This window comes from Enterococcus sp. MSG3290, from assembly GCF_050555565.1.
Classification (GTDB): Bacteria; Bacillota; Bacilli; order Lactobacillales; family Enterococcaceae; genus Enterococcus_B; species Enterococcus_B faecium.
Genome location: NZ_CP187862.1, coordinates 710,872 through 735,019, shown reverse-complemented (window position 1 = coordinate 735,019; position 24,148 = coordinate 710,872). Strand labels below are relative to the sequence as shown.

The 24,148-nt window shown below is 37.3% G+C and carries 19 protein-coding genes; 1 reads left to right on the top strand and 18 read right to left on the bottom strand.

The window, feature by feature from the left end; genetic code table 11:
- Positions 1 to 91: 91 nt before the first annotated feature.
- The 9 genes from IGL31_RS03370 to zapA all read right to left on the bottom strand — a co-directional run bounded on the left by IGL31_RS03370 (position 92) and on the right by zapA (position 11,920).
- Positions 92 to 1,990, bottom strand: a complete 1,899-nt coding sequence (locus IGL31_RS03370) for a fructose-1,6-bisphosphatase (RefSeq protein WP_086299823.1) — start codon at positions 1,988 to 1,990, stop codon at positions 92 to 94.
- A 160-nt stretch (positions 1,991 to 2,150) separates the two neighbouring features.
- Positions 2,151 to 3,413 (bottom strand): ABC transporter permease, encoded by a 1,263-nt coding sequence (locus IGL31_RS03365; RefSeq protein WP_086299824.1) that lies wholly within the window; start codon positions 3,411 to 3,413, stop codon positions 2,151 to 2,153.
- Entirely contained in the window at positions 3,406 to 4,305 is a 900-nt protein-coding gene (locus tag IGL31_RS03360) for an ABC transporter ATP-binding protein (RefSeq protein WP_002295091.1), read from the bottom strand. The genes IGL31_RS03365 and IGL31_RS03360 overlap by 8 nt, the downstream gene beginning before the upstream one ends.
- Before the next feature lie 144 nt (positions 4,306 to 4,449).
- Positions 4,450 to 6,228 (bottom strand): excinuclease ABC subunit UvrC, encoded by a 1,779-nt coding sequence (gene uvrC / locus IGL31_RS03355; RefSeq protein ID WP_002334114.1) that lies wholly within the window; start codon positions 6,226 to 6,228, stop codon positions 4,450 to 4,452.
- Positions 6,229 to 6,409: 181 nt separating this feature from the next.
- Positions 6,410 to 6,724: a thioredoxin gene (gene trxA, locus IGL31_RS03350; protein WP_002290803.1), complete on the bottom strand. Its 315-nt coding sequence runs from the start codon at positions 6,722 to 6,724 to the stop codon at positions 6,410 to 6,412.
- Positions 6,725 to 7,228: 504 nt separating this feature from the next.
- Positions 7,229 to 7,606 carry a YybH family protein gene (locus IGL31_RS03345; protein ID WP_086299825.1) on the bottom strand — a complete coding sequence of 126 codons (378 nt, stop codon included), beginning with the start codon at positions 7,604 to 7,606 and terminating at the stop codon, positions 7,229 to 7,231.
- A gap of 795 nt (positions 7,607 to 8,401) precedes the next feature.
- Positions 8,402 to 10,762: an endonuclease MutS2 gene (locus IGL31_RS03340; RefSeq protein ID WP_086299826.1), complete on the bottom strand. Its 2,361-nt coding sequence runs from the start codon at positions 10,760 to 10,762 to the stop codon at positions 8,402 to 8,404.
- A gap of 114 nt (positions 10,763 to 10,876) precedes the next feature.
- Complete coding sequence (locus tag IGL31_RS03335) at positions 10,877 to 11,425, bottom strand: CvpA family protein (protein WP_002295088.1); 549 nt, start codon at positions 11,423 to 11,425, stop codon at positions 10,877 to 10,879.
- A gap of 57 nt (positions 11,426 to 11,482) precedes the next feature.
- Positions 11,483 to 11,920 (bottom strand): cell division protein ZapA, encoded by a 438-nt coding sequence (gene zapA, locus IGL31_RS03330; protein ID WP_002295087.1) that lies wholly within the window; start codon positions 11,918 to 11,920, stop codon positions 11,483 to 11,485.
- A gap of 201 nt (positions 11,921 to 12,121) precedes the next feature.
- On the opposite strand from zapA, the gene rnhC reads away from it, so the two are divergent.
- Positions 12,122 to 13,039 carry a ribonuclease HIII gene (rnhC, locus tag IGL31_RS03325; RefSeq protein ID WP_002296459.1) on the top strand — a complete coding sequence of 306 codons (918 nt, stop codon included), beginning with the start codon at positions 12,122 to 12,124 and terminating at the stop codon, positions 13,037 to 13,039.
- A gap of 377 nt (positions 13,040 to 13,416) precedes the next feature.
- On the opposite strand, the gene IGL31_RS03320 is transcribed toward rnhC, so the two are convergent.
- From IGL31_RS03320 to IGL31_RS03280, 9 genes are all read right to left on the bottom strand, one after another.
- The gene (locus tag IGL31_RS03320; RefSeq protein ID WP_002295084.1) at positions 13,417 to 14,328 is read right to left on the bottom strand and encodes an N-acetylmuramoyl-L-alanine amidase family protein; all 912 of its coding nucleotides are present in this window, start codon (positions 14,326 to 14,328) and stop codon (positions 13,417 to 13,419) included.
- Positions 14,329 to 14,728: 400 nt separating this feature from the next.
- The gene (locus IGL31_RS03315; RefSeq protein ID WP_086299827.1) at positions 14,729 to 15,307 is read right to left on the bottom strand and encodes a TetR/AcrR family transcriptional regulator; all 579 of its coding nucleotides are present in this window, start codon (positions 15,305 to 15,307) and stop codon (positions 14,729 to 14,731) included.
- A 19-nt stretch (positions 15,308 to 15,326) separates the two neighbouring features.
- On the bottom strand, positions 15,327 to 15,995 hold the full coding sequence (locus IGL31_RS03310; protein ID WP_002295078.1) for an ABC transporter ATP-binding protein: 669 nt from the start codon (positions 15,993 to 15,995) through the stop codon (positions 15,327 to 15,329).
- A gap of 14 nt (positions 15,996 to 16,009) precedes the next feature.
- Positions 16,010 to 17,080 carry an ABC transporter permease gene (locus tag IGL31_RS03305; RefSeq protein ID WP_002295076.1) on the bottom strand — a complete coding sequence of 357 codons (1,071 nt, stop codon included), beginning with the start codon at positions 17,078 to 17,080 and terminating at the stop codon, positions 16,010 to 16,012.
- A gap of 170 nt (positions 17,081 to 17,250) precedes the next feature.
- Positions 17,251 to 18,615 (bottom strand): NAD(P)/FAD-dependent oxidoreductase, encoded by a 1,365-nt coding sequence (locus IGL31_RS03300; protein WP_086299828.1) that lies wholly within the window; start codon positions 18,613 to 18,615, stop codon positions 17,251 to 17,253.
- The gene (locus IGL31_RS03295) at positions 18,612 to 20,171 is read right to left on the bottom strand and encodes a helix-turn-helix domain-containing protein (protein ID WP_016925810.1); all 1,560 of its coding nucleotides are present in this window, start codon (positions 20,169 to 20,171) and stop codon (positions 18,612 to 18,614) included. Before IGL31_RS03295 ends, IGL31_RS03300 begins: the two co-directional genes overlap by 4 nt.
- 55 nt (positions 20,172 to 20,226) lie before the next feature.
- Positions 20,227 to 22,707, bottom strand: a complete 2,481-nt coding sequence (locus IGL31_RS03290; protein ID WP_010728177.1) for a hypothetical protein — start codon at positions 22,705 to 22,707, stop codon at positions 20,227 to 20,229.
- Positions 22,691 to 23,026: a hypothetical protein gene (locus tag IGL31_RS03285; protein WP_002306162.1), complete on the bottom strand. Its 336-nt coding sequence runs from the start codon at positions 23,024 to 23,026 to the stop codon at positions 22,691 to 22,693. Before IGL31_RS03285 ends, IGL31_RS03290 begins: the two co-directional genes overlap by 17 nt.
- A 13-nt stretch (positions 23,027 to 23,039) precedes the next feature.
- A complete protein-coding gene (locus IGL31_RS03280; protein WP_002295065.1) occupies positions 23,040 to 24,074 on the bottom strand; it encodes a DUF916 and DUF3324 domain-containing protein in 1,035 nt (344 codons plus the stop codon).
- Between the last annotated feature and the right edge of the window lie 74 nt (positions 24,075 to 24,148).

Below are 24,148 nucleotides of genomic sequence, written 5' to 3'. Positions count from 1 at the left end.
CAGAAGAACACCGTTTATCCGGAAAAAGAGACTGCGACACGACTTTTGTCTCAGTCTCCAGTCTATGGAACAATGTTCACTGGAATTCTTCTCAATCGTCCTTTCGATAGTCCAACAGCCTTTTGAGCTGGGTAATCTGCTGCTGCAGTTCCATACCTTTTGTTGTATCACGATTGAGTTTGCGTGGTAGCTGCTGTTCGATTACTTTTTTCACATTTGTTTGGTCGGATTTTTTTGCAAATTGTTGTTCAATAGGCAAAAACGGATAATGTGTCACGATTTGGAAACCATAAGAATTGCATAATAGTGAATAACCGGCAATTCCTGTCGTTTTTTGATAAGCTTTGGATAAACCTCCGTCAATGACAAATACTTTTCCATTTGCTTTGATCGGTGACTCCCCTTTTTTTACTTTTACTGGCGTGTGCCCATTAATGATTGCTGACCCTTCTTCTTTTGTGTCGAATTCTGCTAAAATTTTTTCACTGAACCACTCTTCATCTCGCAAGTGATAATAAGGGTTGCTTTTCTCGATGTGCGTATGAGGCTCTGTGAGAAAATAACGTTCAAAAGTCGCCATTTTACTCTTGCCGAATAAAGGCGAAAATGGCCCACTCCACGCATACCAAATCAAATCGGTTGCTAAATCTTCTTTTGCAGTCAGATCTTTTGCGCTTTCAATTATCTGTTTTTCAAAAAAGCCCAGCAGTTCTTTTCCGCGATAAGATTGGTCTAATTCAAATGCTAAGAGCTGTCCCTTCTCGTCTACAGGTATACAGCCATGAAACAGCACATGCTGATTGTTCGTGAGATACATTCCCCCTTTTTCGATCAAAAACGTCATATGTTTTTGCATTCTCAAAGAGTGCTGGAATGAATACATCAAACTATCAATCACTTTTTGTTCCTCTTCCAAGAATTTTTTTGGATCATCTGGCTGGATCGTTTGAAAACAAGTTCCTTTCAACTCATAGAGCTGACCTTTTAAATCAACCGTTGATGCTTCATAGTCGATTTTTTCCAGCAATTTACGATCGTCCATTTTAAATTCAGGTCGACGATCCAATAACTGATGTTCTGATTTGAATTGAAGGATAGAAAGTGCCTGATGGATTTTTTCTAATTCTTCTTGCTCTCTTTCGGATAGATTTTTACTGTTTTTAGGCGCAAATACTGGATTCTTCTGATAAGTTTGATGAGCAAAAGAAAACAATGGACGTAAATTCAACCCATATTCTTTCTCTAATTCAAATAAATAATTATAGCGTGCTGCAATCCGTAAAAGTGTCAGTAAACATGCCTCAGAGCCGCAATACGCACCAATCCACAAAATATCATGATTTCCCCATTGGATATCTACAGAAGAAAAATCCATGATTCGATCCATCACTTTGGCTGCTTGAGTTCCTCGGTCAAAAATATCTCCAACGATATGCAAATGATCGATGACAGATTTTTGGATCGTCTGTGCAAGTTTCGTTAAAAATTTTTCTTCTTCCTTCATCAAAACAAGTTGTTCAATGATTTTTTTTACATAGTCTTTTTTTCCATTGATACGGTCATCGATATACAAGAGTTCCTCAATGATATAGCTATATTCTTTCGGCAATCCTTTTCGAACTTTTGACCGGGTATATTTGACTGTCGTAAACCGTAAAAGATCGATCAAATGATGGATCAGCTGCGATTTATCTTGTTCTTTGTACCAATCAGTCGTTAATGCATATTCTGGATAAGCCGTAAAAATAGTGAATTGGCTGATATCCGTTTCCGTCATTTGTTCAGAAAAAAGGTCTTTGATCTTTTCTTTAAGATTTCCTGAACCGATACGCAGAATATGATCAAAAGCAGGAAATTCGCCATGTATATCACTCAAAAATAACTCTGTTCCTTTTGGAAGCTGCAAAATTGCTTCGAGATTGATGATTTCCGTGATGACATCTTCCGTTGAGGGGAATTTTTCTGAAAGTAAATCTAAATAACGGTCCATTAAAACGCCTCCAAAAATTGGTATACTCAATATTATAAAGTTGTTATACACTATTTTCAATGAATATATATCCAATATAGTAAAATAAATAAAATAGGTCTATACAAAAAGAAGCTGGGAACAATAGATGTCCAGCTTCCTTCTATATTTTAGGATTGTTTTATGCTTTTTTTCGTTCATTCCTCATAATTGAAATCGATTGTTTCAATGAACTCCATAATCCGCCTTCGCTATAAACGAGTACATTCGATTTGTACATGTTTGCAGACAAGATCATCAATAAGAATGTTACGGCTACAAGTACCAACAAGGAAATCAATGCTCCACCCATACCGACTGTCTCATTTGCTAAGCGAACCGGCATAATATATGAAGATAAGAATGGAATATACGAAGTGATCCGAATAACGATATTGTTTGGATCTGAAGCTCCTAGTATCAATCCAAGCATGTATCCGCCTAGAGATAGATAAGTCACTGGCAAAATTGCTTTTGCTGTATCTTCTGCTTTGTTGACCAAAGAGCCACATAAAGCTGCTAAAACAGAAAAAATCAAAATGCCAAAGATCATGAATAGAAGAGAATACCACAAGAATGGTCCAATCAAGTTATCCAATGAGATACCGTCTAATATATTTTTGACCATTTCCATATCTTTGAATTGACTGTATCCTATACCAAAAATAATACCGTATAATGCCATTTGCGTTAATGCAACAAGTAAAACACCTGTTAATTTTCCGTAGAAATGCTTTTGTGCAGTCGTACTGGACAGGATCACTTCCATGATCCGCGTGCCTTTTTCAGAAGCGATCTCTTGTGCAATGATCTGCGCATACGTCAAAATAATAATGAACAAGACAATCGTTGCTACATAACTTACGACATATTGGACTGTCGAGTTATCTTCTCCGACTGTCATTTTTCCTTTTGAATCAAAATTGACTTTTTGTCGAGTCAAACTTGCTTGTTGGCTCAAGCTAGCTACTTCTTCTGGTGAAATGCCTAATTGACTCGCTCGAAGCATCGATTGCAAGCCAGTCAGTTGTTGTTGTATCAGTAGTTGTGTACTTTGTCCTAATGAATTTTCGCTATAAAGCATCCCATTTATCTTATCATTCTCAGTTGAGACTACTAAATACGCATCGATTTTTTCTTCCGAAAGCTCTTTTTGTGCTTTTTCTTCAGAATCAACTGCTTTGAACTCAAAATCATCTGTTTTGACTTGGCTCAGTTGCTGACTGATTTGCTCATTGTCAGCCAATACGCCGATTTTATTGACATCACTATTTTGTTGAGCAAAGTTTCCTGCTACATAAATGATACCCAGCATGATAAAAGGGACTAATATCATGATCAAGAAAGAAATCGACTTAACATTTTTTAAATAGACATCTTTGGTAATAATCCAAAACTTACGCATCGATTTCACCTGCTTTCAATTTGAAAATCTCTTCCAAAGTTGGCGGTTGTTGGTTGAACATAGGAATGTAGCCGAACTGAGTCGCACGAGTAAAGATTTCTTTCCCAGCTTCAGGATCTTCTAAGGTAATCTCTAATGTATTGTCTTCATGAAGGATCACTTTTTTCACGCCTTCGATTTCTTCTACTTCCTGTTGGCTTAAACCAGATTCCAAGAATAACTTCGTACGGCCAAATGATTCACGAATCTCATGTACTTTTCCATTCAAAACCATTTTTCCGTTTCGCAACATGATCAAATGATCGCAGATTTTTTCTACATTATCCATATTGTGGCTAGAAAAAATGACACATGAACCATGTTTTTTCAATTCCAATATTCCATCTTTTAGCAATTCAGCATTTACCGGATCTAACCCGCTGAATGGCTCATCCAAAATGATCAATTTAGGTTCATGGATTAACGTGGCGATCAGCTGGACTTTTTGCTGATTTCCTTTAGACAAAGATTTTACTTTATCCGTCTTTTTCCCTTTTACCTGAAATTTTTCCATCCAAAAGTCAATTTTTGGTTCAATCTCTTTTCTTGATTTCCCTCTAAGTTCTGCAAAATAAAGCAGTTGGTCTTGAATCGTTACTTTCGGATAAAGTCCCCGTTCCTCCGGAAGATAACCGATGACATCATAATCTTTCTCCCCAAGATGATGGCCATTCCATAACACTTCTCCTTGGTCTTGTGTCAAAAAATCCAAGATCAAACGAAAAGTCGTTGTCTTCCCAGCCCCGTTTTGGCCAATTAGCCCCATGATTTTTCCATCGGGGATTTGGAAAGAGACATGATCGACAGCTGTGTAGTTCCCAAAAGTTTTAACAAGATCCTTGACTTCTAACATTTCTTCACTCCTTCTTCAAGAAATCACATATATCCTTAGACACCAGACGTAAGCGATTTATTATTTACCAACAAAACGTAAACGCTCTTTTTGTTGTACATAAAATGATAGGACACTTTACTTTCTTTGTAAAGTGCCCTTTCCTCATTCCTGATGTAATTTATCAAATACGTTTTGTGCGACATTTTTCGGCAGTCCGATTTCTTGTAATTCTTCTGTCGTGGCTGCTGTGATATTTTTCAACGATTTGAACTCTTTAAGCAGCATTTTTTTTCGTTTTGGTCCTAACCCTTCAATTTCATCTAATCGGGAAGCAAAACTGTTTTTACTGCGTAGCTGCCGATGGAAAGTGATTGCGAATCGATGGACTTCATCTTGGATTCGCTGGAGTAAGAAAAACTCTGGTGAATTTCGCTCAAGCGGTACTACAGCCAAATCTGTACCGAATAGCAACTCATTTGTTTTATGTTTATCGTTTTTTGCCATGCCAGCAATAGGAATATCGATTCCTAATTGATTTTCTAAGACATCTTTTGCCACATCTACTTGTCCTTTTCCTCCATCGATCAAGATCAAATCAGGTAAAGGCAACCCTTCGCGAATCACTCGCGAATATCTGCGATAGATGACTTCTCTCATTGATGCATAATCATCCGGTCCGTTGACTGTTTTTATTTTATATTTCCGATATTCTTTTCTTGCCGGTTTTCCATCAATGAATACGACCATCGCAGCCACAGGATTCGTCCCCATGATATTAGAGTTATCAAAAGACTCGATACGTATTGGGGTCGGGATATTCATCGCGTTTCCTAAACGTTCAACTGCTCCGATCGTCCGTTCCTGTTTTCTGGCAATCAGATCAAACCGTTCATTCAAAGCAACTGAGGCATTCTTATTCGCCAATTCAACTAATTTTTTCTTTTCTCCTCGTTTTGGTTGCAGCACTTTCGTAGCTAATAAAGCTTCTACACTTGGCTTGTCGATCGTATCAGGAATCAAGACTTCTTTAGGAATGAAATGCTCATTTTCCTGATAAAACTGACCGATGTAAGTCAAGAAATCTTCTTCTGCTTCGTTATAGAAAGGAAACATTGAAACATCTCGTTCAATTAGCTTTCCTTGTCTTACGAAAAACACTTGGACACACATCCATCCTTTGTCAATCGCATAACCAAATACATCTCGATCCAGTAAATCAGTATTTGTCATTTTTTGGCGAGTCATGATTGTCTCAATGGCACGGATCTGGTCTCGGTACTCTGCAGCTTTTTCAAACTCCATATTTTCAGCAGCTTTTTCCATTTTCTGATGGATCTCTGACTCGATTTTTTCGTGTCCTCCGTTTAAAAAGTTTTTCACTTCATCAACGATTTTCGTATAGACTTTCGGATCTACGTCGAAATAATAAGGACACAGACATTGTCCCAAATGATAGTAAAGACAAGGCTCCTTCGTCTGACTAGGTTTGCATTTTCTCAGAGGAAATAATCGATCGAGGATCTTCTTTGTCTCATTCGCCGCACCGACATCAGGATATGGTCCAAAATACAGTGCTTTGTCTTTTAGTACCTTACGAGTAATCACCAAACGGGGATATTTTTCATTCGTTATCTTAAGGAAAGGATAGGTTTTATCATCCTTTAACATAATGTTGTATTTAGGATCATTTTTCTTTATCAGATTGATCTCTAAGAGCAATGCTTCGATATTCGATTCTGTAACGATGTATTCAAAGTCTTCGATTTCACTAACAAGCCGTTCCGTTTTCGTATTATGACTGCCAGTAAAATATGAGCGGACACGATTTTTTAATATTTTGGCTTTGCCGACATAAATGATCGTTCCATTTTTATCTTTCATCAAGTAACAGCCGGGCTGATCAGGAAGTAAAGCTAATTTGTTTTTGATTCGTTCGTTCATCTGGTACTCCCCTTCATATTCAATTAAAGTTATTATAGCATGTCTGTCAAAAAAACAATCCAGCCTGACAACGTAATTATACTCAAAAAATATTAATTTGAATAACCTTAACTCAACCGCAAAAAAACCGAGGACGGAACTGGATTCAGTTCCACCCTCAGCTTATTTTTGCTGTAAGTTTTTATAAATATTGATCGATCATTTGACGTAGTTGTTCTTTTGAATGAACACCAACAGCTTTTTCTACTACTTGACCATCTTTTTTCAACATTAATGTTGGAATGCTCATGATACCGAATTGTTGAGGAGTTTCTGGATTTTCATCCACATCCATTTTAGCAATTCTGAATTCTTCTTCATCATATTCTTGTTCCAACTGATCCAAAATCGGTGCTTGCATACGACATGGACCACACCAAGTTGCCCAAAAATCAATCAATACAAGTCCTTTATCTGTTTCTTCATTAAATGTCTTATCTGTAATTACTTGTGACATATCAAAGACCTCCATTTTAAAATTTATGACTAGTATAGCATTATGAGAGCTGCTTCTCAATGATTACGACTTTTAATATCTTTTATTGATGGCTAAACATATATGAATAGATTTAAAATAGTTCAACAATACTTAAATTGACTACTGTAAAAATACGACTAAGTTCAATATGGTTAAAGTGCAAAAAGTTAAGCTAAATTTTAATTTTATCAATGGTTCATGTTGTAATTTTACAAACTGATACTGTTATGAATAGCTGTGACATAAAATTTTTGTCTGCTCTAATCATTCTTACCACCCCTCCTTTAACAATCCACAAACAAGGGCTGTTCTCTTCCACAGTGGTATCGAATGATTTTTATTGATATTTTCCAAAGTTCACTCTATGTACTTGATAGATAAACTTTTCATCTACCAAGAAATCAAGGGTTTATAGGCAACCAGCTTGGATATATTTTTGCTATGATTCATTTCAACACCTTATAAGCTTCTCCTTCAAGAAAATCAAAAACTGCTAAGATGTTCATGAACAAGCTTCCAGCTCCCATCTATTTTACAAAAAACATTTGTTGCTTTGCCTTTTCCTTTAACATACTGATCGTTACAATCATATCCTGAGTATTCGTAAATGTAAGTATAAACTTTTGTATGATTATCTTCAAACAAAAGGCTTACCTCATTGGCTGCATAAACTTCATCTCTTATTTCTATCCAAGCATTTTCAAAATAATTTTGTATTTCATTTGGCGTAGAACATATTTGATCTGTAAAAATAAATAGGGATTTCTTTGTTAATATTTCATTTACCTGCTTGAAATCATGTGTGTTGATTCTCATTATATAATCTTCTAAAATATCAAGATTTTTGTATTTATTTGACATTACTCAATAACCACCTTTCTTCTTAATTATATATTGTATCAAAATCATTAAGACAGCGCTAACAAAAATTGCAATATAAACAACTAATTGACTTATGTCCAGTTGACCAAGCAATGAATGCTAATGACAAAGTATCAAGAAATGTATTCCGTGAATGAAGAGATCACTAACTATCCCAAGGAATATTTATAAGATTAAATATTAGCTGATAACACAGAAATAATTAAGCAAGGAGAAACCCATAACGACAAAAATAGATATTCAAAAAGTTTTAAACATTGATCTACTACAAATAAGCGTGATGTTTATCATGATTCATATTTAAATGTTTGTACCTATCTAACTGCTATCAATGAGTTGAATATCTTACAAGAAACCAGTCAATAGTTTGTCATCACCTACGCACCTATTTGAGATTAGACGGGTGGCTATTGAGAAATCACGATTTCAATGTAAGAGATTGCGTTGGGCTAACCTTTGGACCTAATACAGTACAGCTGATAAAAACGATGAGATACACCATGGAACGAATTTATATGAAAGCTCACTGTCAAGGGCACTTTCCCTTATAAAATTCTTGAAACAGTTGAGCTCTACCACATTCAACTGTTTCAAGAAGTGAAAGGTTTTAATGTATTCGCATTGTTTTGAAAAATTTAAGAAAACTTAACTGAACTACTTACCGTTGTCGAATAGATTAAAAAAATAGATGGTAGAGTGTGACTATTCACTCACAATTAGGAAAAGCATATTAATTGGATTGATAACAACTCATCTGATTACCTTTAGTAAGCTTTACTTAAATTTAACAATTGTCGCACCATTTCCGCCTTGGTTTGCCGGTGCAAACTCAAAGCTTTTGACGCTCCGATGGTTTTTAAGATAATCAGTAATTCCCTTGCGAAGTGCGCCTGTTCCTTTTCCGTGGACAATAGTCACTTGAGGATAACCAGCTAGAATGGCAGAATCCAAATATTGATCTACCTCACTTAGCGCTTCTTCGTATCGTTTTCCTCGAAGGTCCAATTGATTCGGCACGTGACTACTAGATTCAGATCGTACAGCATGGATAACTCGTTGTGTCGGCTCTTTTTGAGGAGCAACAGGCGTCAGCTCGTCTTCGGACACATTCATTTTTAATATACCGATTTCTACTTGCCACTGATTCCCGTTTTTACGTAAAAGCGTCCCTCTTTGGCCGTAAGTCGTAACCAACACTTCGTCTCCCGGTTTCAACGTTTTTTGTTCTTTCGCCTTCTTCAATACTTTATTTTTCTTCAAAGTTTCTTCTTGATGTAGATTTGCTAATTGGGTCTTTGCATCGATCAACTGATGCTCTTTCACATTTCCTTGCCCAATCTGCTGTTGCATTTTACGAATATCAGCAATGATTTTTTCTGCTTTTTCTTCCGCCTCTGACACGACTTCATTTGCTTTTTTCTTTGCTTTTTCCATTTCTTTTTCACGTTCTTCAAAGAAATAGCTGTAAGCTTCTTTCAAATCATCGTGAAGTTCTTGTGCCTCAGAAACAAAATGACGCATTTCCAGATATTCGGTCTCTGCCATTTTCCGGCGATTCTCTAAATCTGTGATCATTTCGTTTAAATCTTGGCTCTCATCATTCATCAACTGCTTCGCTTCATCAATAACTTCTGTATCAAGACCTAATCGGCTAGAGATTTCAAACGCATTGCTTCGTCCAGGAACGCCAATCAGCAAACGATACGTTGGACTTAATGTATCCACATCAAACTCCATGCTGGCATTAATCGTATTTGCCCGATTATATCCATAAACTTTCAATTCAGGATAATGCGTTGTTGCCATCACATAAGCAGACTTTTTACCAAGATCATCTAAGATTGCGATTGCTAGAGCAGCACCTTCTTGCGGATCTGTTCCTGCACCGAGCTCGTCAAATAATACCAGACTTTTTTCATTGACTTTTGATAAAATATCTACAGTGTTCGTCATATGAGAAGAAAAGGTCGATAGACTTTGCTCAATCGACTGTTCGTCTCCTATATCCGCAAATACTTCCTCAAAAATACCGATTTGACTTTCTTCACCTGCAGGAATCGGTAATCCTGCTTGCCCCATCAGTTGTAACAGACCTAAAGTCTTCAACGTGATCGTTTTCCCACCTGTGTTAGGTCCTGTAATGACGATGGCTTGATAGTCTTTTCCGATTGTGATGTCATTAGAAACTACTTTTTCCTGATCGATCAGTGGATGTCTTGCTTGTTTCAAGACGACATGATTGTCTTCACTGATTCCCGGCACGATAGCTTTTACTTCTTTACCAAATCGTGCTTTTGCATTCATCAGATCCATTTTACCAATCACATAAGCATTGTGGATGATTTCTTGACGATGGGGAACAAGTTCAGCAGAAAGTTCACTTAAAATACGTTGAATCTCATTTCGTTCAGCGATTTGGTATTGACGCAAACGATTATTCAAATCCACCACTTGTTTTGGTTCAATAAATAAAGTCTGTCCTGAAGCACTTTGATCGTGGACTACACCGCCAAATACACCGCGGTATTCTTGTTTGACTGGGATAACGTAGCGGTCATTTCGCATGGTGATGATCGCATCACTTAAATACTTTGCATTTTTCCCACGGACGATCCCATCTAACTGTTCACGAACAGCTTGTTCACTTCGCCGAATGTTCTGTCTTATGCTCTTTAACTCAGGAGAAGCGTCATCAGTCACGCGTCCGTCTTCATCGATTGCTTCCTTTAAACGGCGGCTCAAAACAGGGATCGTGACTAGCTGATCTGCCCACATATACAAACGCGCAAATTCGATTTCACTGTCAGAAAGATCATCAATGAACCGATGCAATTCACTTGTCGTAGATAACACTCTGGAAACTTGTGCAAGCTCCACTCCATTCAAGTCTGCCCCGATTTCGATCCGTTTCATATGAGGGCGGATATTTTCAAGTTTTGGTATAGGGATCCCGCCTCGCAGACGTTGCACTTTCAATCCATCCTCAGTTTCTTGAAGCCAGTTTGTGATCGTTTGTTTCTCACTCACTGGTACCAATTCTGCCAGTTCTTCTTTTCCTTGTGCAGTCACTACAAATTGTCTGACCATCTGTTTGACTTTTTCAAATTCCAATGTTTCAAGGATTCGGTTATTCATTTTATCACCTTATCTTTCACTATGAAAAAAGAGCTGTGCCGGACATACGCTACGCAGCCTTCTTAAATAAACTACTCTGTACAAAAAACGAAATATTTTCCAGCACTATTTTCCTTAATTCAAAATATTCGTTACCCAAAGCTCATACATCTTGTTGGTAAGAAATGGCGTTCTCTCAACGATAAAACGAGCGAAACTATGCTCGCCGAATTGATTTTGGACCACATCTAATGGAACAAAGGCAAGTAACTGCAAAATCAAAAATATAGTAACGTAAGCCATGATTAGTGACAGGATGCCTCCTGCAATCCAGTCTACCTGTCTCAAGATCGGCACATACGTCAACCCATGGACAAAAACCCCCACAAATCGGGTAAGCAGCCAGCCAATTAGCAAAATAATCAGAAAAGCAGTTCCTGCATAAAAAGCTTCATCTAGGTGAAAGGCAAATACCTGATCAAAAAATGCTAACTTTGATGTTGGGGTGACAGCTGGGTATGGAATGTATAATTCCAAATGACTTGCTAATGGTTTGTAAAAATGCTGGGCAGCAATAAATGACAATACATATCCAATCGCGAATATGATTTGCAAAGCAAACCCGCGACGTGCTCCAGAAAAAAACGCAATTAGCAATAAAAATAAAATCAGCAAACTCAGCATGCTACGTTCCTTTCTCTTCTAACTTTTTTAAATTTTTCTTATTTTGATAAAAGGATCTTAATTAGAAGATTTTTGTTTAATTTGTCCTTTTCGTTTCTCGTTTAAAATCTGTTGTGCTTCCACATGATTTTTAATGGTATGATCTGCTTGACCATTTTCTTTCAATACTTCCCGAGCTTCGTTCTCGATTGCTTCAATGCGTTTCACACGATTTTCAAGCTCTGTAAATTTGATCATTTTTTTCTTTAATTCTGCTGTTTCTTCTTCCAGCTCCAAGATTCTTTCTTGTTTCTTCAATTGATCCGAAAGCGCATTGACAGCCATCAAGATTGCTGCTTGTTCATTATCCATTTGTGGTGATAATTGTTTCAATTCTGCTAACTGTTCATTGATCAGCTTCGTTACGATATCCATATGATGCTTGGTTTCCCGTCCGATAATAGTATATGTTTGGTTGGCAATCACTGCTTTGTAGCGTGTTTTTTCGTGCGCCATACGAATCATTTCCTCCTATTTGATGAAAGTTTTATTTAGTGTACCATGAAGTTGGTTCTTTCACCGTTCTCCACAAATATTTTTCACATACTTAACTATTATATGATAAACTTTAAAAAAATGCTATGTCTCGCAATCTCTTAGAAAACGAAAAGTCGTGAGTTGCGGTATAGTTTTATGTATAAAAACGAGGAGAATTTTATGAGCAACGTCATTATCAAAGCAACAAACGACCAACTTAGTCAAATGAAAGCATACTATCGCTCTTATTTGTTAAATAAACAGATTCCTTATACTAGCTTTGCTGCAAAAAAAGACGGGACGACCATTACCGCTTATACATCCGGAAAAGTGATGTTTCAAGGTACGAATGCAGCAATAGAAGCTGATAAATGGGGGGAGGCACAGGATAAACAAGCCAAGCCAGCAAAAACAGCCTCTTCTTTGCCAAAAAATATCAGTCAATTATCCGTTTTAGGTAGTGATGAGGTCGGAAATGGCAGCTATTTCGGTCCGCTAACAGTATGTGCTGCTTATGTGAAACGTGATCAGCTTGCAGAATTACGTAAACTTGGTGTTAGAGATTCAAAAGAGTTAAAAGATAGCCAAATCATCCAGCTTGCTGACATCTTAAAAAAAACCATCCCCTATAAACTGCTTGTCTTATCTCCAGAAAAATACAATGAGATCCAGCCAAAATACAATGCCGTTCGGATGAAAGTCGCTTTGCACAATCAAGCGATCCATTTGCTGCTAAAAAAAATCGAGCCAGAAAAACCAGAAGCGATTTTGATCGATCAGTTTACGCCGGAAGCAAATTTTAAAAAATATGCGCGTTTAGAAAAAAATCAATTACAAGAAAAACTGTACTTCGTTACTAAAGGAGAACAATATCATTTAGCTGTTGCTGCTGCTTCTATCATCAGTCGTGCCAGCTTTTTGGAAGAGTTACACAAAGCATCAGCTGAAGCTGGAATCACCCTTCCATCAGGAGCTGGAACGAAATCTGACCAAGTAGCGGCAAAACTATTGGAGAAAGGCGGCATGCCTATGCTTGAAAAATATGCCAAACTTCATTTTGCCAATACAGAAAAAGCTTTGAAGCTACTAAAAAAATAATGGAACTGTGACAAAAGTCATGTCACAGTCCCTTGTTCCGAATAAACGGTGTTCAATCATCTGATCCTCGGTATTAGCTCAAAAAACGGCAAAATATGAGGAACTATTTTTCCATTTGTTTCTCTAATACTCAGGTCAGAACGCTGATTTTACAACCTCTCCACTAAACGGTGTTCTCATGCCAACTCCTCGGTCACAAGTCACAATAGTCATCAAACATGAGAAGCTGTTTTTTGAAATTGCTCCTTGTGACGCGGAGTTAAACGGCAGGCTCACAACCTCTTCCTTAAACGGTGTTCAAAAGCTTGCATCTGCGATAATAAGCCCGGCCAAACGAAAAATATGAGGAGCTATTTTTGTTTGGCTGGGCTTATTTATTACTGAAAATAAGTGGTCAATGCTTGTGTCAAACTTGCAGCAATCTGCTGCTGATAACTGTCTGTTACTAATTCCTTTAAATCACTATCATTATTCATATAACCCATCTCGATTAAAATAGATGGTTGAAGATTTTCTCGAAGAACTTGATAGTTCCCAGTGGAGATTCCTCTTGAATCCAGAGGCAGATCAGTGAAGGAGTCAGCAATTGTCTGTGCTAATGTTTCCTCTTGTCCATAGTAATAATATGTCGTGATTCCAGTTGCTTCATTCGCATATTCCGTAGAGTCTGCGTGTAAACTGATAAAGACATCTGCCTTTTTTTCTTCACTGTAGTCGCATATATCTCCAAGCTGTACTAATTCATCTGTAGTATGGGTCAAATAAACCGTTGCTCCAGCATCCTCTAGCGCCTTTTTTACTTTTATGGCTGTACTTAATGTTATATCTTTTTCTTCTGTTTGTTCATCATTGCTTAATGCCCCAGTATCATTTCCGCCATGCCCAGGATCTAATACAATCACTGCATCAGATAGCTCTTCCGGTTTTGTTTGTATATTCTTTGTGACTTTGGTTCCATCTTCGAGGGCTAAATATCCAGTATAGCCATCATTTGTCTTGATTTGATAAGCATTTTTTGTTTCAGAAAGAAACTCCGCCAGCTCTCCGCCGTTTATAGTTGCAAGTGGGGTAGTTAGCGAGTCATCTGTATATAGTGTACGGTCATTTTTTCCGATTTTGATTAATGTCTCTTGTTCTGTATCATCAAATGATTCCTTTGTCTTTGTAACCGTACTGTTCGTACTGCTGACCGTTTGTCCAACTATCTTTTTTTGACCAAAAACATCTATTTGAAAACAGATAATAATGATAATGATTGCAAATACAAAAGCTCCAATTATTTTTTTCATTCTTGACTCTCACCTCGTAGATCCAGACTAAGGGCCAAAACTTAAAATCAGCTTAAGTAAGCAAAAAAGGGGCTGTAAAAGATATAACCGTAGAAAATAACATTACTGCTAAAATGATTTTTTTCATTTTTGGCATATCCTGAAATCTCCTTTTGACTATTCGTGGTGATTCATCTACCCAATAAATAGTTTCCTTCATTCTACAAACAATTAATTTCTACGTTATTAAATTAAAACACTTCCTGGAACACCGACATAATAAATAAAAATATACCCTGATAATCATGAGAGAATAACAAATTTGTATTTATGAAAAACTACCTATATAAAGAAGCAAGATATAACGATCTTCGTCATATCTTGCTTCTTCACCTAACTATTTTCTCCCTATATAACAGCTTTACGCTTCTCCTAATACACCATTCAAATATAAATCGATCAATTGCGCCACATTTAGCGGTTCTTCCACAGGTCTTTTCGACCGGGTGATGTAAGGTGCTAACACTAAGAAAAAATGCCTTGCTGCGATTTCTTTTGAAATCCCATTTCTTAGCACATATTGGTTTGCTGAAAAGATTTCTTCAAAAGGTTCACGATAATTTTTCTTCCATAGAAAGAAAAGATGATCTCTTGTTTCCTTTGAAAGATTGCTTTCAAGATCGTGAAGCATCAGAAACAAATCGACCAGATGTGTCTCAATCAAAAACTGCGCCATTTTTGTCAAGGTCACTTGAAATCCCGTTTCGCTTGTTTGAACGATTTCTCTCAAAGCTTTTCCAACATCTTTTAAGTGGTTTTCTAAAACTGCCGTATATAGTTTTTCTTTATCACCGAAATAATGATAGAGATTGGGCTGGGTGATCCCAACTTTTTGTGCGATTTCTCTTGTTGAAGTGCCGAGATATCCCTTGGACATAAACAAGTCAGTCGCTTCTTTCAAAATTTTTTGCTGTGTATCTTTGTTGTATCGATGGACCATTTTTCCACCTGCTTTTTGGTTATTCTTTTTCTTTCAATACACCATCTTCCATCATAAATATTCTATCGCATTTGTCAATCAGCCGTGTATCGTGAGTAACCATGATCGTTGCTTTATTTTTGTCTTTTGATTCTTTTGCCAAGATATCGACTACTTCTCGTGCCTTTTCTGAATCCAAACTAGCAGTTGGTTCATCTGCTAGAATAATGGACGGATCATTGTACAATGCACGAGCGATTGCGACCCTTTGCCGTTCTCCACCAGATAGTTCTTCTGGATACTTGTTGATCAACTTATCCACGCCAAGCTGCTCAAATAATTCGTTTGCTTCTTTTTGACGATGTTCATGTTTAATCTTATCTACTAATAATAACTGCTTTTTTACTGTCAGAAAAGGAACCAGATTGGAAGCTTGCAAAATAAAGCCAATTTCTTTAAAACGTAGTTTAACGCGTTCGCTTTCTTTTTGATTACTGAATTCTTGATCATTGATAAATACAGAGCCACTGCTAGGCGTCTGCAATCCGCCTGCCAAAGTCAAAAAAGTACTTTTACCTGAACCAGAAGGACCGATGATTGCAACAAATTCCCCTTTATCGATACTCATGGTTGTTTCTTTCAATGCTTTAACTACTTGGTCGCCATCTTGGAAACTTTTTTCTACTTCTTTAAATTCTATTGCTTTCATGTTCTTCCTCCTTCTTATCCAATTGCCTTCAACGGATCGATTTTTACGATTGTCCGAACAGAAAATAGTGCGCCTAACACAGCTACTACTAACATCAACAAGCTAATGACGCCAAAAAACAGCCAATTGCTTTGGAATGGAACCGCATCAGGTAGAACAAGGGATGTTCCCACTGTTCCTAATAGACCAAGAAGAATACCAACAAATGATAAAATGAATGTTTGTGCCACTACAGAACGCGCAATAAATCCTCCTGTGATCCCTTGTGCTTTCATTACACCAAAGATATTAATCTTTTGCATCGTCAGTACATAAATGAAAATCCCGATCACAATAGCCGCAATAACGATCAAAAATCCGATCATAAATCCAAAAGTCAATACTTGCGCATTATATCCAGGTAATTCATTGATGAATTTAGAAATTTTGATCTGTTCTAAATCTTCAGGTAAATTACTGATTTTACCTCTGACAACTATTGCGTTAATCCGTGCATTTTCACTTGTATCTTCTTTTTCGAAGCGGATTTCTTGGTAAGCATTGATGGTTGTATAGAGAACTGGTGAGACATTGAATTTGGCATGATCCGTAAAGCCAGTTAGTTTAAACGTCTTGTCACTACCAGATAACTTAACTGTATCTCCTATGGCTAGACCATATTCTTCTTTCAAACTAATATCGCCTACTGCCTCATCATCGTTATCAAAAGCTTTTCCTTCAACAAGATTGGGCATGATGAATTGATTTTTATCGATACCGAAGAAGCTAACATTGATTTTTCCTTCTTCTGTACTGTCTTTACTAGTCACGACTCCAGGTGTTTGGGCAAGATACGCCACTTTCCCACCTTCGACTTCTTCTGCTATCTTCTTAGTAATCATGGACATCCCTAGATTTGAATTTGCATCTTTCGAAAGCACAATCGAATCTGCCTCCCACTTGTCGACTGCTGTTCGATTATCTTGAGCTAAGCCATAAGCTAACCCAGTCAAAAAAAATACCAGGTAGGCGATCAAAAACATCACCCCTGCAACTAACGCATAACGTAACTTTGAATGCATAATTTCATTTAATGCTAAAAACATTTAACTCCTCCTCCTGAAATAATCATTTTATACAACAATTTTATCACTTGATAAATTTTTGGCGAATATTATGCTCAAAAAATTCTTCCGCTATTTCATTATATGAATTTTTTATTCTCGATTGATTAATATTTATTATATCCCCACACAATAAAAGACCGTGATATTTCTCACAGTCTTTTATCTACTCTATTGCTATTTGCTCTCTTAGCTAGTACTTTAAAAGCTAACTCATTGAGGTAGTGAAAACGAGAGGTGTATTCAGACAGAAATCCAAAATCCTCAACTGCTAGCTGTGGAATCGTAGTTTTGTGTTTCACGATATCCGCAAGCAGGTTCAAATCTGATAATAAGAATTCTTGGCTTATCAGCTGTCCGCCAATTATTTCTAATGTATCCGGATGGTAGATCAGCTTTGCATTTACTGTTTTGTTTTCTTCGTCGTATTGTGGAAATAGATCAAATTCTCCTGAACACGAACCGGTATTTTGTTCCAAGAATGGCGCTTCATCTTCTGTCAGCCCTACAGTTCCTAAAAAGTAGTCTATAATGACTGCTGCTGTTATCTTTTGTCTGAGGTCGTAAGCGGTTGGCTGACCACTCAAAGTTAGCGCTACTGCTCTTGCCATATGTACAGCTCGAGTAACTAAAGGTAAAAAGAGATGCCGTTTATTTTTGTCAAAACTGACTGGGACGATATCTCCAATCGCATAGATGTCCGGATCACTTGTCTGCAGATATTCATTGACTATCACAGTCTCATCCTCATACAAAGCCACTTTTTCTTTTAACAATGTCGTATTAGGACGAGTTTGGGCAGAAAAAATGACCATATCTGCCTTTATTGTTTGAGACAGAAGTTGTACGGATACTACTTTCTCTTCTGATTTTTTCCAATCGATCAAGAATTCATTTGGATAAAAATTTATTTGCTTAGTTTGCAGCTGATTTTGAAAACTGTTGATCATATCCTTATCGAAATATCTTGATAAAACATTCGGCATATAATCAACTAGATGAATAATGTATCCTTTATTTCTCAAAGCATCTGCTAATTCCAATCCAATGTAACCAGCACCGAAGATCACTACTTCTTTTGCTTCTTTTAAAGCGGCAAGTACTTGCTTAGATTGCACTAGATTTTTATAGGTGTAGACATTTTCAGCTTCAATTTGTTTATACAAGGTGACAGGAGAGGAACCTGTCGCTACGATTAATTTATCATAGGTTATGGTCTTGTTTTTTCCTTCTTTGGATGCGAGGATGAGCTGATGTTTGTCTGGATCAAGTTCAGTTACTCTCCATTCGGTGATCAGTTTTGCCCCACTTTCTTGAAGAATCCGCATGTTATGGGCAACTTCAGCTAAACTACGTATCTTTCCTTTTAAATAAAGGTTGATTCCATTTGAAACATAGCCTAGTCCATCTTTATGATCTTCATCGATCAGTAAAACTTCTGCTTTCGGTTGAAGTTTTCTTAGATTTAGGGCAGCTGTGATGCCTGCATGGGAAGCACCAATGATCACGATTTTCATGTTTTATTCATCCTTAAATTCAATTTTTCTAAATAACATTCTTTTAAAAATTGGTTCAAATAGGGGAAATCATAATTATATTCGTTGCTAGTGAATACAAAAACTTTAGCGGACTTCTGTGACGGGTACTCTTTCAATTGGCTAGTCAAAATGATATCATACTGCTTTTCTTTCTCGTATTCGACTAAATCATATTTGATCGTATTCAGCAATTGTTCCTGGATGATTTCTTTCACGATATCCGCCATTAGCCTTTCATAAGGAAGATCATAAGCAATTTGCAGACGTAATTCTAACTGCTTGATCAGCGTCCGTAAAATAGATGCATAGCGAGCAAATAATTCAAAGCGGGCATTTTCCTCGTCTACTTCAGTAAAATCAACAATAGCAAATGTTTGTCTGACCAATCTTTCACATAAAACCAGGAATTGTTTATCTTCTACTTCAGTTAACCGCTGTTTTAATCCTTCTTGGCCAAAAATATTCATCCATCCTCTAAAATAGGCAAAATGAGCGTGATTTTGCATCACTGTCAACGCAATCTTTTGCGAAATCTCTTCTGGAAAAACATAAAAAGAGAAATATTCTTCTATCGATTGTTTAAACGTTCGATTCAATTGAGCTACTACGTCGTCTTTGTATTTTTCGCTTATCAAAAACTCCTGGACATGCGAGTTATGTGTATCTAATGTAAAGTTACTGATCATGAAAAGATAAAAAACCAACGTTTCATTTTGATTCCAAGGAAAGGCATATTGAAAGAAGTAACGGGTCAAAAATGTATGGAGGTCCAATAAAAATTGTGTCGTTTGAAACAATCCAACAGGAAGATTGCTATAATCTGGTTTGGATTTTTTCGTACAGCGCATTCGCTTCTTCATAATGGAAAGCCATATTTCAAATTTCAATCGTCCTTCTTCTGTAATAGCAAAACTAAACTCTTTTTGCAGCAGATCTAAAAAAGTGTTTCCTGATAAATCACTGTATTCTTTTTTGTTTTCAAGATAGGGACGTCCAAACCAAAATAATTGGAAATAAAAATAACGAATTTGACTTTCTGGACCGGTCAGCCGCCCGCTTTTTATTTTCAGATGAAACTCATTTAAAGAATCATTTAATTCCTTCACTCTGCGAGACAAAGTAGCCGAACTGATATTAAGTTCCATGACAAGTTTCTGCCGATCAAATGAGCCATTTTCCAACAGATAAAGAAGTATCTGATATTTTGTAGAATAGCGCAAGTAACAATGATAATAAACATCGACTGCTGCTATATTTCCATGTCTGATTAATAAAATATTCCCTTCTTGGATAACAATTTCCAATTGTTTGATATTTTCCAAGTTAGCTTGTAAATAAAACAGATCTTCTTTCAAGGTAGCCCGATCAACTGATAAGCGGGTAAGTACGTTATTAACGGAAACCTCTCCTTTTTCCTCTAATAAAAGTTGGAAAAGTTTGATTTGCCGTTGTTCATTTTTTTCAAGCAAACTGAAAAGTTCCAAGTCCACTCCTCCAAGCATTTCTGATTTTAACAGCAGAAGTTTCCTTCTCATCCTTGAAAAAGAGGATCTGTGACAGTTATCACAGATCCATACAAATTCTAATCACTTAGCTGGTTGGCCCAGCTGTCAGTTCCCATGTGACCATGCCTTGATACGTTGCGCCAGGTTGAGCATTCGTACTGCTATTTACCTCTAAGAGTAAACCATCGGTATCGGGAAAGTCAACGAGAACCTCTCCTTTAGCTGTTCCATCACTCTCATAAATCAACGTGTTTTGACCTTGCTGAATCAATTGCTTTGATCCAGAATGATTGAAGTATAATTTTGTTCCGCTTAATTCTTGACCTTGATCATTCTTAAATAAAGAAGTCAATGTACCTGTCAGTTGCCAAGGAGACGTGCTTGGAAGCCGAGTATCCCGCACATCAAAAGAAAAATCGCCTTTTGCTTCATAATAACTTGTCTTCAACGGTTTGGGGAGATCGTTACCAAATGTAAAATCATCTGGTACATTAACTAATGTTAATTCTTGTTTGGGGACAAGAATTGTTTTAGCAGATGTTTGGACAACTGGGTTAGGAAGCTTAGCACCATCTGCTAATGTAATATTGCTGGAAAGTACAGCTGCCTTTGTCAGTATGCTGACGGATTGTACAGAAGTATCTACAGTATTTAATTGATAGTTGTAAGTAAGATGAATGGTATCTCCTATTTTGCTCAATAGATCTGCTGGGACAGAAACTCCTTGTTGAATGCCGGTATCTGCGATAGTTGTACCATTTAATTTTAAGGAACCATTGATATAAGTAGTATTTTCAGGAAGTGAGATCGTGATTTTTTTGTCGGTTATCGCATCCCCAGATTTTGTTAACGTGAATGTCACATTTTCTTGAATCGTATCTCCTGATAGAGCAGACAGGGGATCTCCTGTCTCAGGTTGTCTGCTAAGGTTTTTTAGCTGACTATCTGCACTCACAGATGGAAAATTAGCCACTGTTATTTGAGGAAGAGTGGTGATTCCAGCTTGTTCAGACTGCCATTTGTACGCAAAAGACGGATACATGTTAGTAAGTACATCGTCCACCAAGCGATAATCAAAATAATATTGCCCTGAAGCCAATGCAGGTAGTGTAGAAGTAGCTGTATTTACACCCCCGTTATTTGATTGGATCGTTTGGAAAAGTTGATCTGTCCATCCTGTCGCTAATTTTTGGGTTCCTTTCGAATAAAGCCTGTAATGGATCGAACCCTTTTTTAGTTCAGTTGCTGACCAATTGGCCGTGACTTGGTACGATGCAGAAGAAAGGAGCTTTCCCCACTGACTATCGGCTGTTAAGTTTGTTGGTAAAACCGTTCCGTCTAGCTTGTACTGCTCCAATACCTTTAAAGCAACAGGAGAAAGCAATCCGCCTTGCGCATCTTTCCCACTGTACACGATATTGGCTGTCTGATTCAATCCACTTGTGCTTGCTGGAGTATGAGTCAGTATTGCTCCTTGTGTAACGTTTTTTCCTGTAAAATAGTTGACTACGCGATCAAAGCGACTAAATGGCAACTGATCAAAACGTCCTTCAGTCAGCCCCATCGTCAATGTCCGACTATTGGTAGAGCCTGGAAGGTTCTGGTTATTTCCATCCACGTATTCTGTGGTATCAGCAAATGTATTATATTTTCCTGTTGAATCACTTGGTGAGATGTAACTATTCCACGTATTTATCTCTGCACTTGCAGAAAATGCATATGCTCCTGGATTCAAGTTTCCGCCAGTTAATTTAGGATAAAATCTACCTGCAGCTGGAGCTAAAATCGAATTGAACATACGATCTTGGATAATATTATTCGAATCATAAAAATCAACAGAAAAAACGGCCTTTTTAGACATAGAAGGTTGTAATTTACCCTTGGTCAAAATTTTGTTTGGACTCGTATCATATTTATCTCCGTTTTCTGTCATCTTCGCGACATTAGCTGTAACATCAAATTGAAGCGGGATATCGTCCACGTTGAATTCGCCTCGCGTAATAATAGCAATAATATCTGCCAATAGAGTATTTGTATCCCACGACCCCATCCCAAAACGCAAGGTATGGCTTCCTGCTGATAATAAACTTCCGCTAGTAACCTTGATGGGGGCACCGGCAATATACAAGTAGGCGTTGTTCCAGTCAATTGCTTTTAATACATCACTGCTTGATACATGTTCCGGCAAATTGATGATCGCCACAAATGCAAATCCTTGTGCAGTGATATTCACCAAATCAAGTACATTTGTTAGTTTCACATGGCTTTCCCAATGAAAACGGACCGTGCCACCTTTCCAAGGATCATTTGAACCATCGTTCAAATAAGTAGCAGTCAATTTAGGCAATTGGTTAGCCCCAGTTAGTTGGACAAGCTTCCCGCCATTGACTGCACTACGTCCACCATTTGGAGGTACGATATTTTCATACGTGTATGGATCATAAGAAATGGCAGGAGGCGTTGCTCCAACAGCTTCTGCCGAAGGTGAAAAGATAAATATACTTAAAACAAAAAGCGAAGTAAAAAAGAAGGAGCGAAAAAATGAAAATTTATTTTGTAGCAACATGTTCATCCTCCTTTTCCTTTCTTCTCCATAACAACAACCACGCAAGAAGCCATAATTCTATACCAATGATCAAATAAAGAAAACGGATCTTTTGTTCATTCGTCTCCGGGAATACGCCATGTTGATTAGATTCTTTATAAATCGGTAGCTGTGTCTGCTGTTTTGATGCGCCATTGACTGAACCACTTGGATGCGGAACTGGACTTAGATCATAAAATGTAATCGTACCTGAACTTTTGGTATCTGCTTGGACTGGCTCTTGCCAGCTGAAGAACAGCAAACTTGCAATAATCCCTCCCAATAAGATCGATGTTTTCAACGAAATCACCTCATCATGTTGTTTCTCCTTTTTTCTTTTTCTTGTGGACCCACAAAAACAGCAAAATCAACCATAACACTAGAACTGCAGCAACCAATCCTGCATAAAGCCATGGGAAAGATTGTTCTTGTACTGCAAAAACGGAATTTTCATTTACTTTTTGTGCTTTTTCTTTTTTGATCGTAAAGTTTTGTGTAAATCGCCATTCATTACTGTCGCCTGATTTTGCTATGATTTCTGCGCGGTAATCGCCGGCTTTTGCTTTATCACCAGCTAAATCAAGATTCAAGTGAAAATTCGAATTTGGTGCAACTAAAAATGCATTAGACGTATTTTCAATATAAAGCTGATTTTCATAAAAGATCTTGCTCGTAAATATCAAATTGCTGATAATCCTAGGCTGAGGATTTTGGAAACGAAGCTGAACAGTTGGCTTTGCGTTGACCTCGTCCAAATCTCCTGATAAAAGTTTCAGATCCGGTTCTATCGTCTCTTGACTTTCTTGTAAAACGACTGCGAGATTATAAGCAATACGATTTTTGATTTGTGCTCCTTCTGTAGCATTTTCTGTTTCAGCTTCTTCTTTAGGTGAAACATGAATACCCGCTAATACACGTCCCTTAAAGCTTTTTGCTGGGATTTTCACTTCTATAGGTACAGTTGTTTCTGCATGTGCTGATACATTGATTTCCTTTTTCGCAATGAGCAAAACGTCACGGACATCAAACGGCAATGTCTCATCTAACGTTGGGTTTTTTTGACTATAATCGATCGTTCCACCATCACTCGTTACCGCCGGATTGACAGAGACCTCAAATGTTCGTTCTTCATCTGAAGAATTGCTGATAATTACTTCTAGTGTCTGATTTTGTTCCGGTGCCACTAATAAATCAAAATAACCGATTGCTTTATCTATTTGGTTCTCTGGAAATACCGGTTTGATTCCAAAGTCTCCTGCTGAATCCTTTGCTTGGCTGATTGACGGAAAAATGAAAAATAGACTTAAAATAGAAAAAAACGAAACAAACAGTCGTTTACTTTGATTCATTGTCCACCACATCCTTTCAACAACAACTACGGTAAAAAATCCTTCACCTATAGTATTTTCACCGCAGTTTGTTG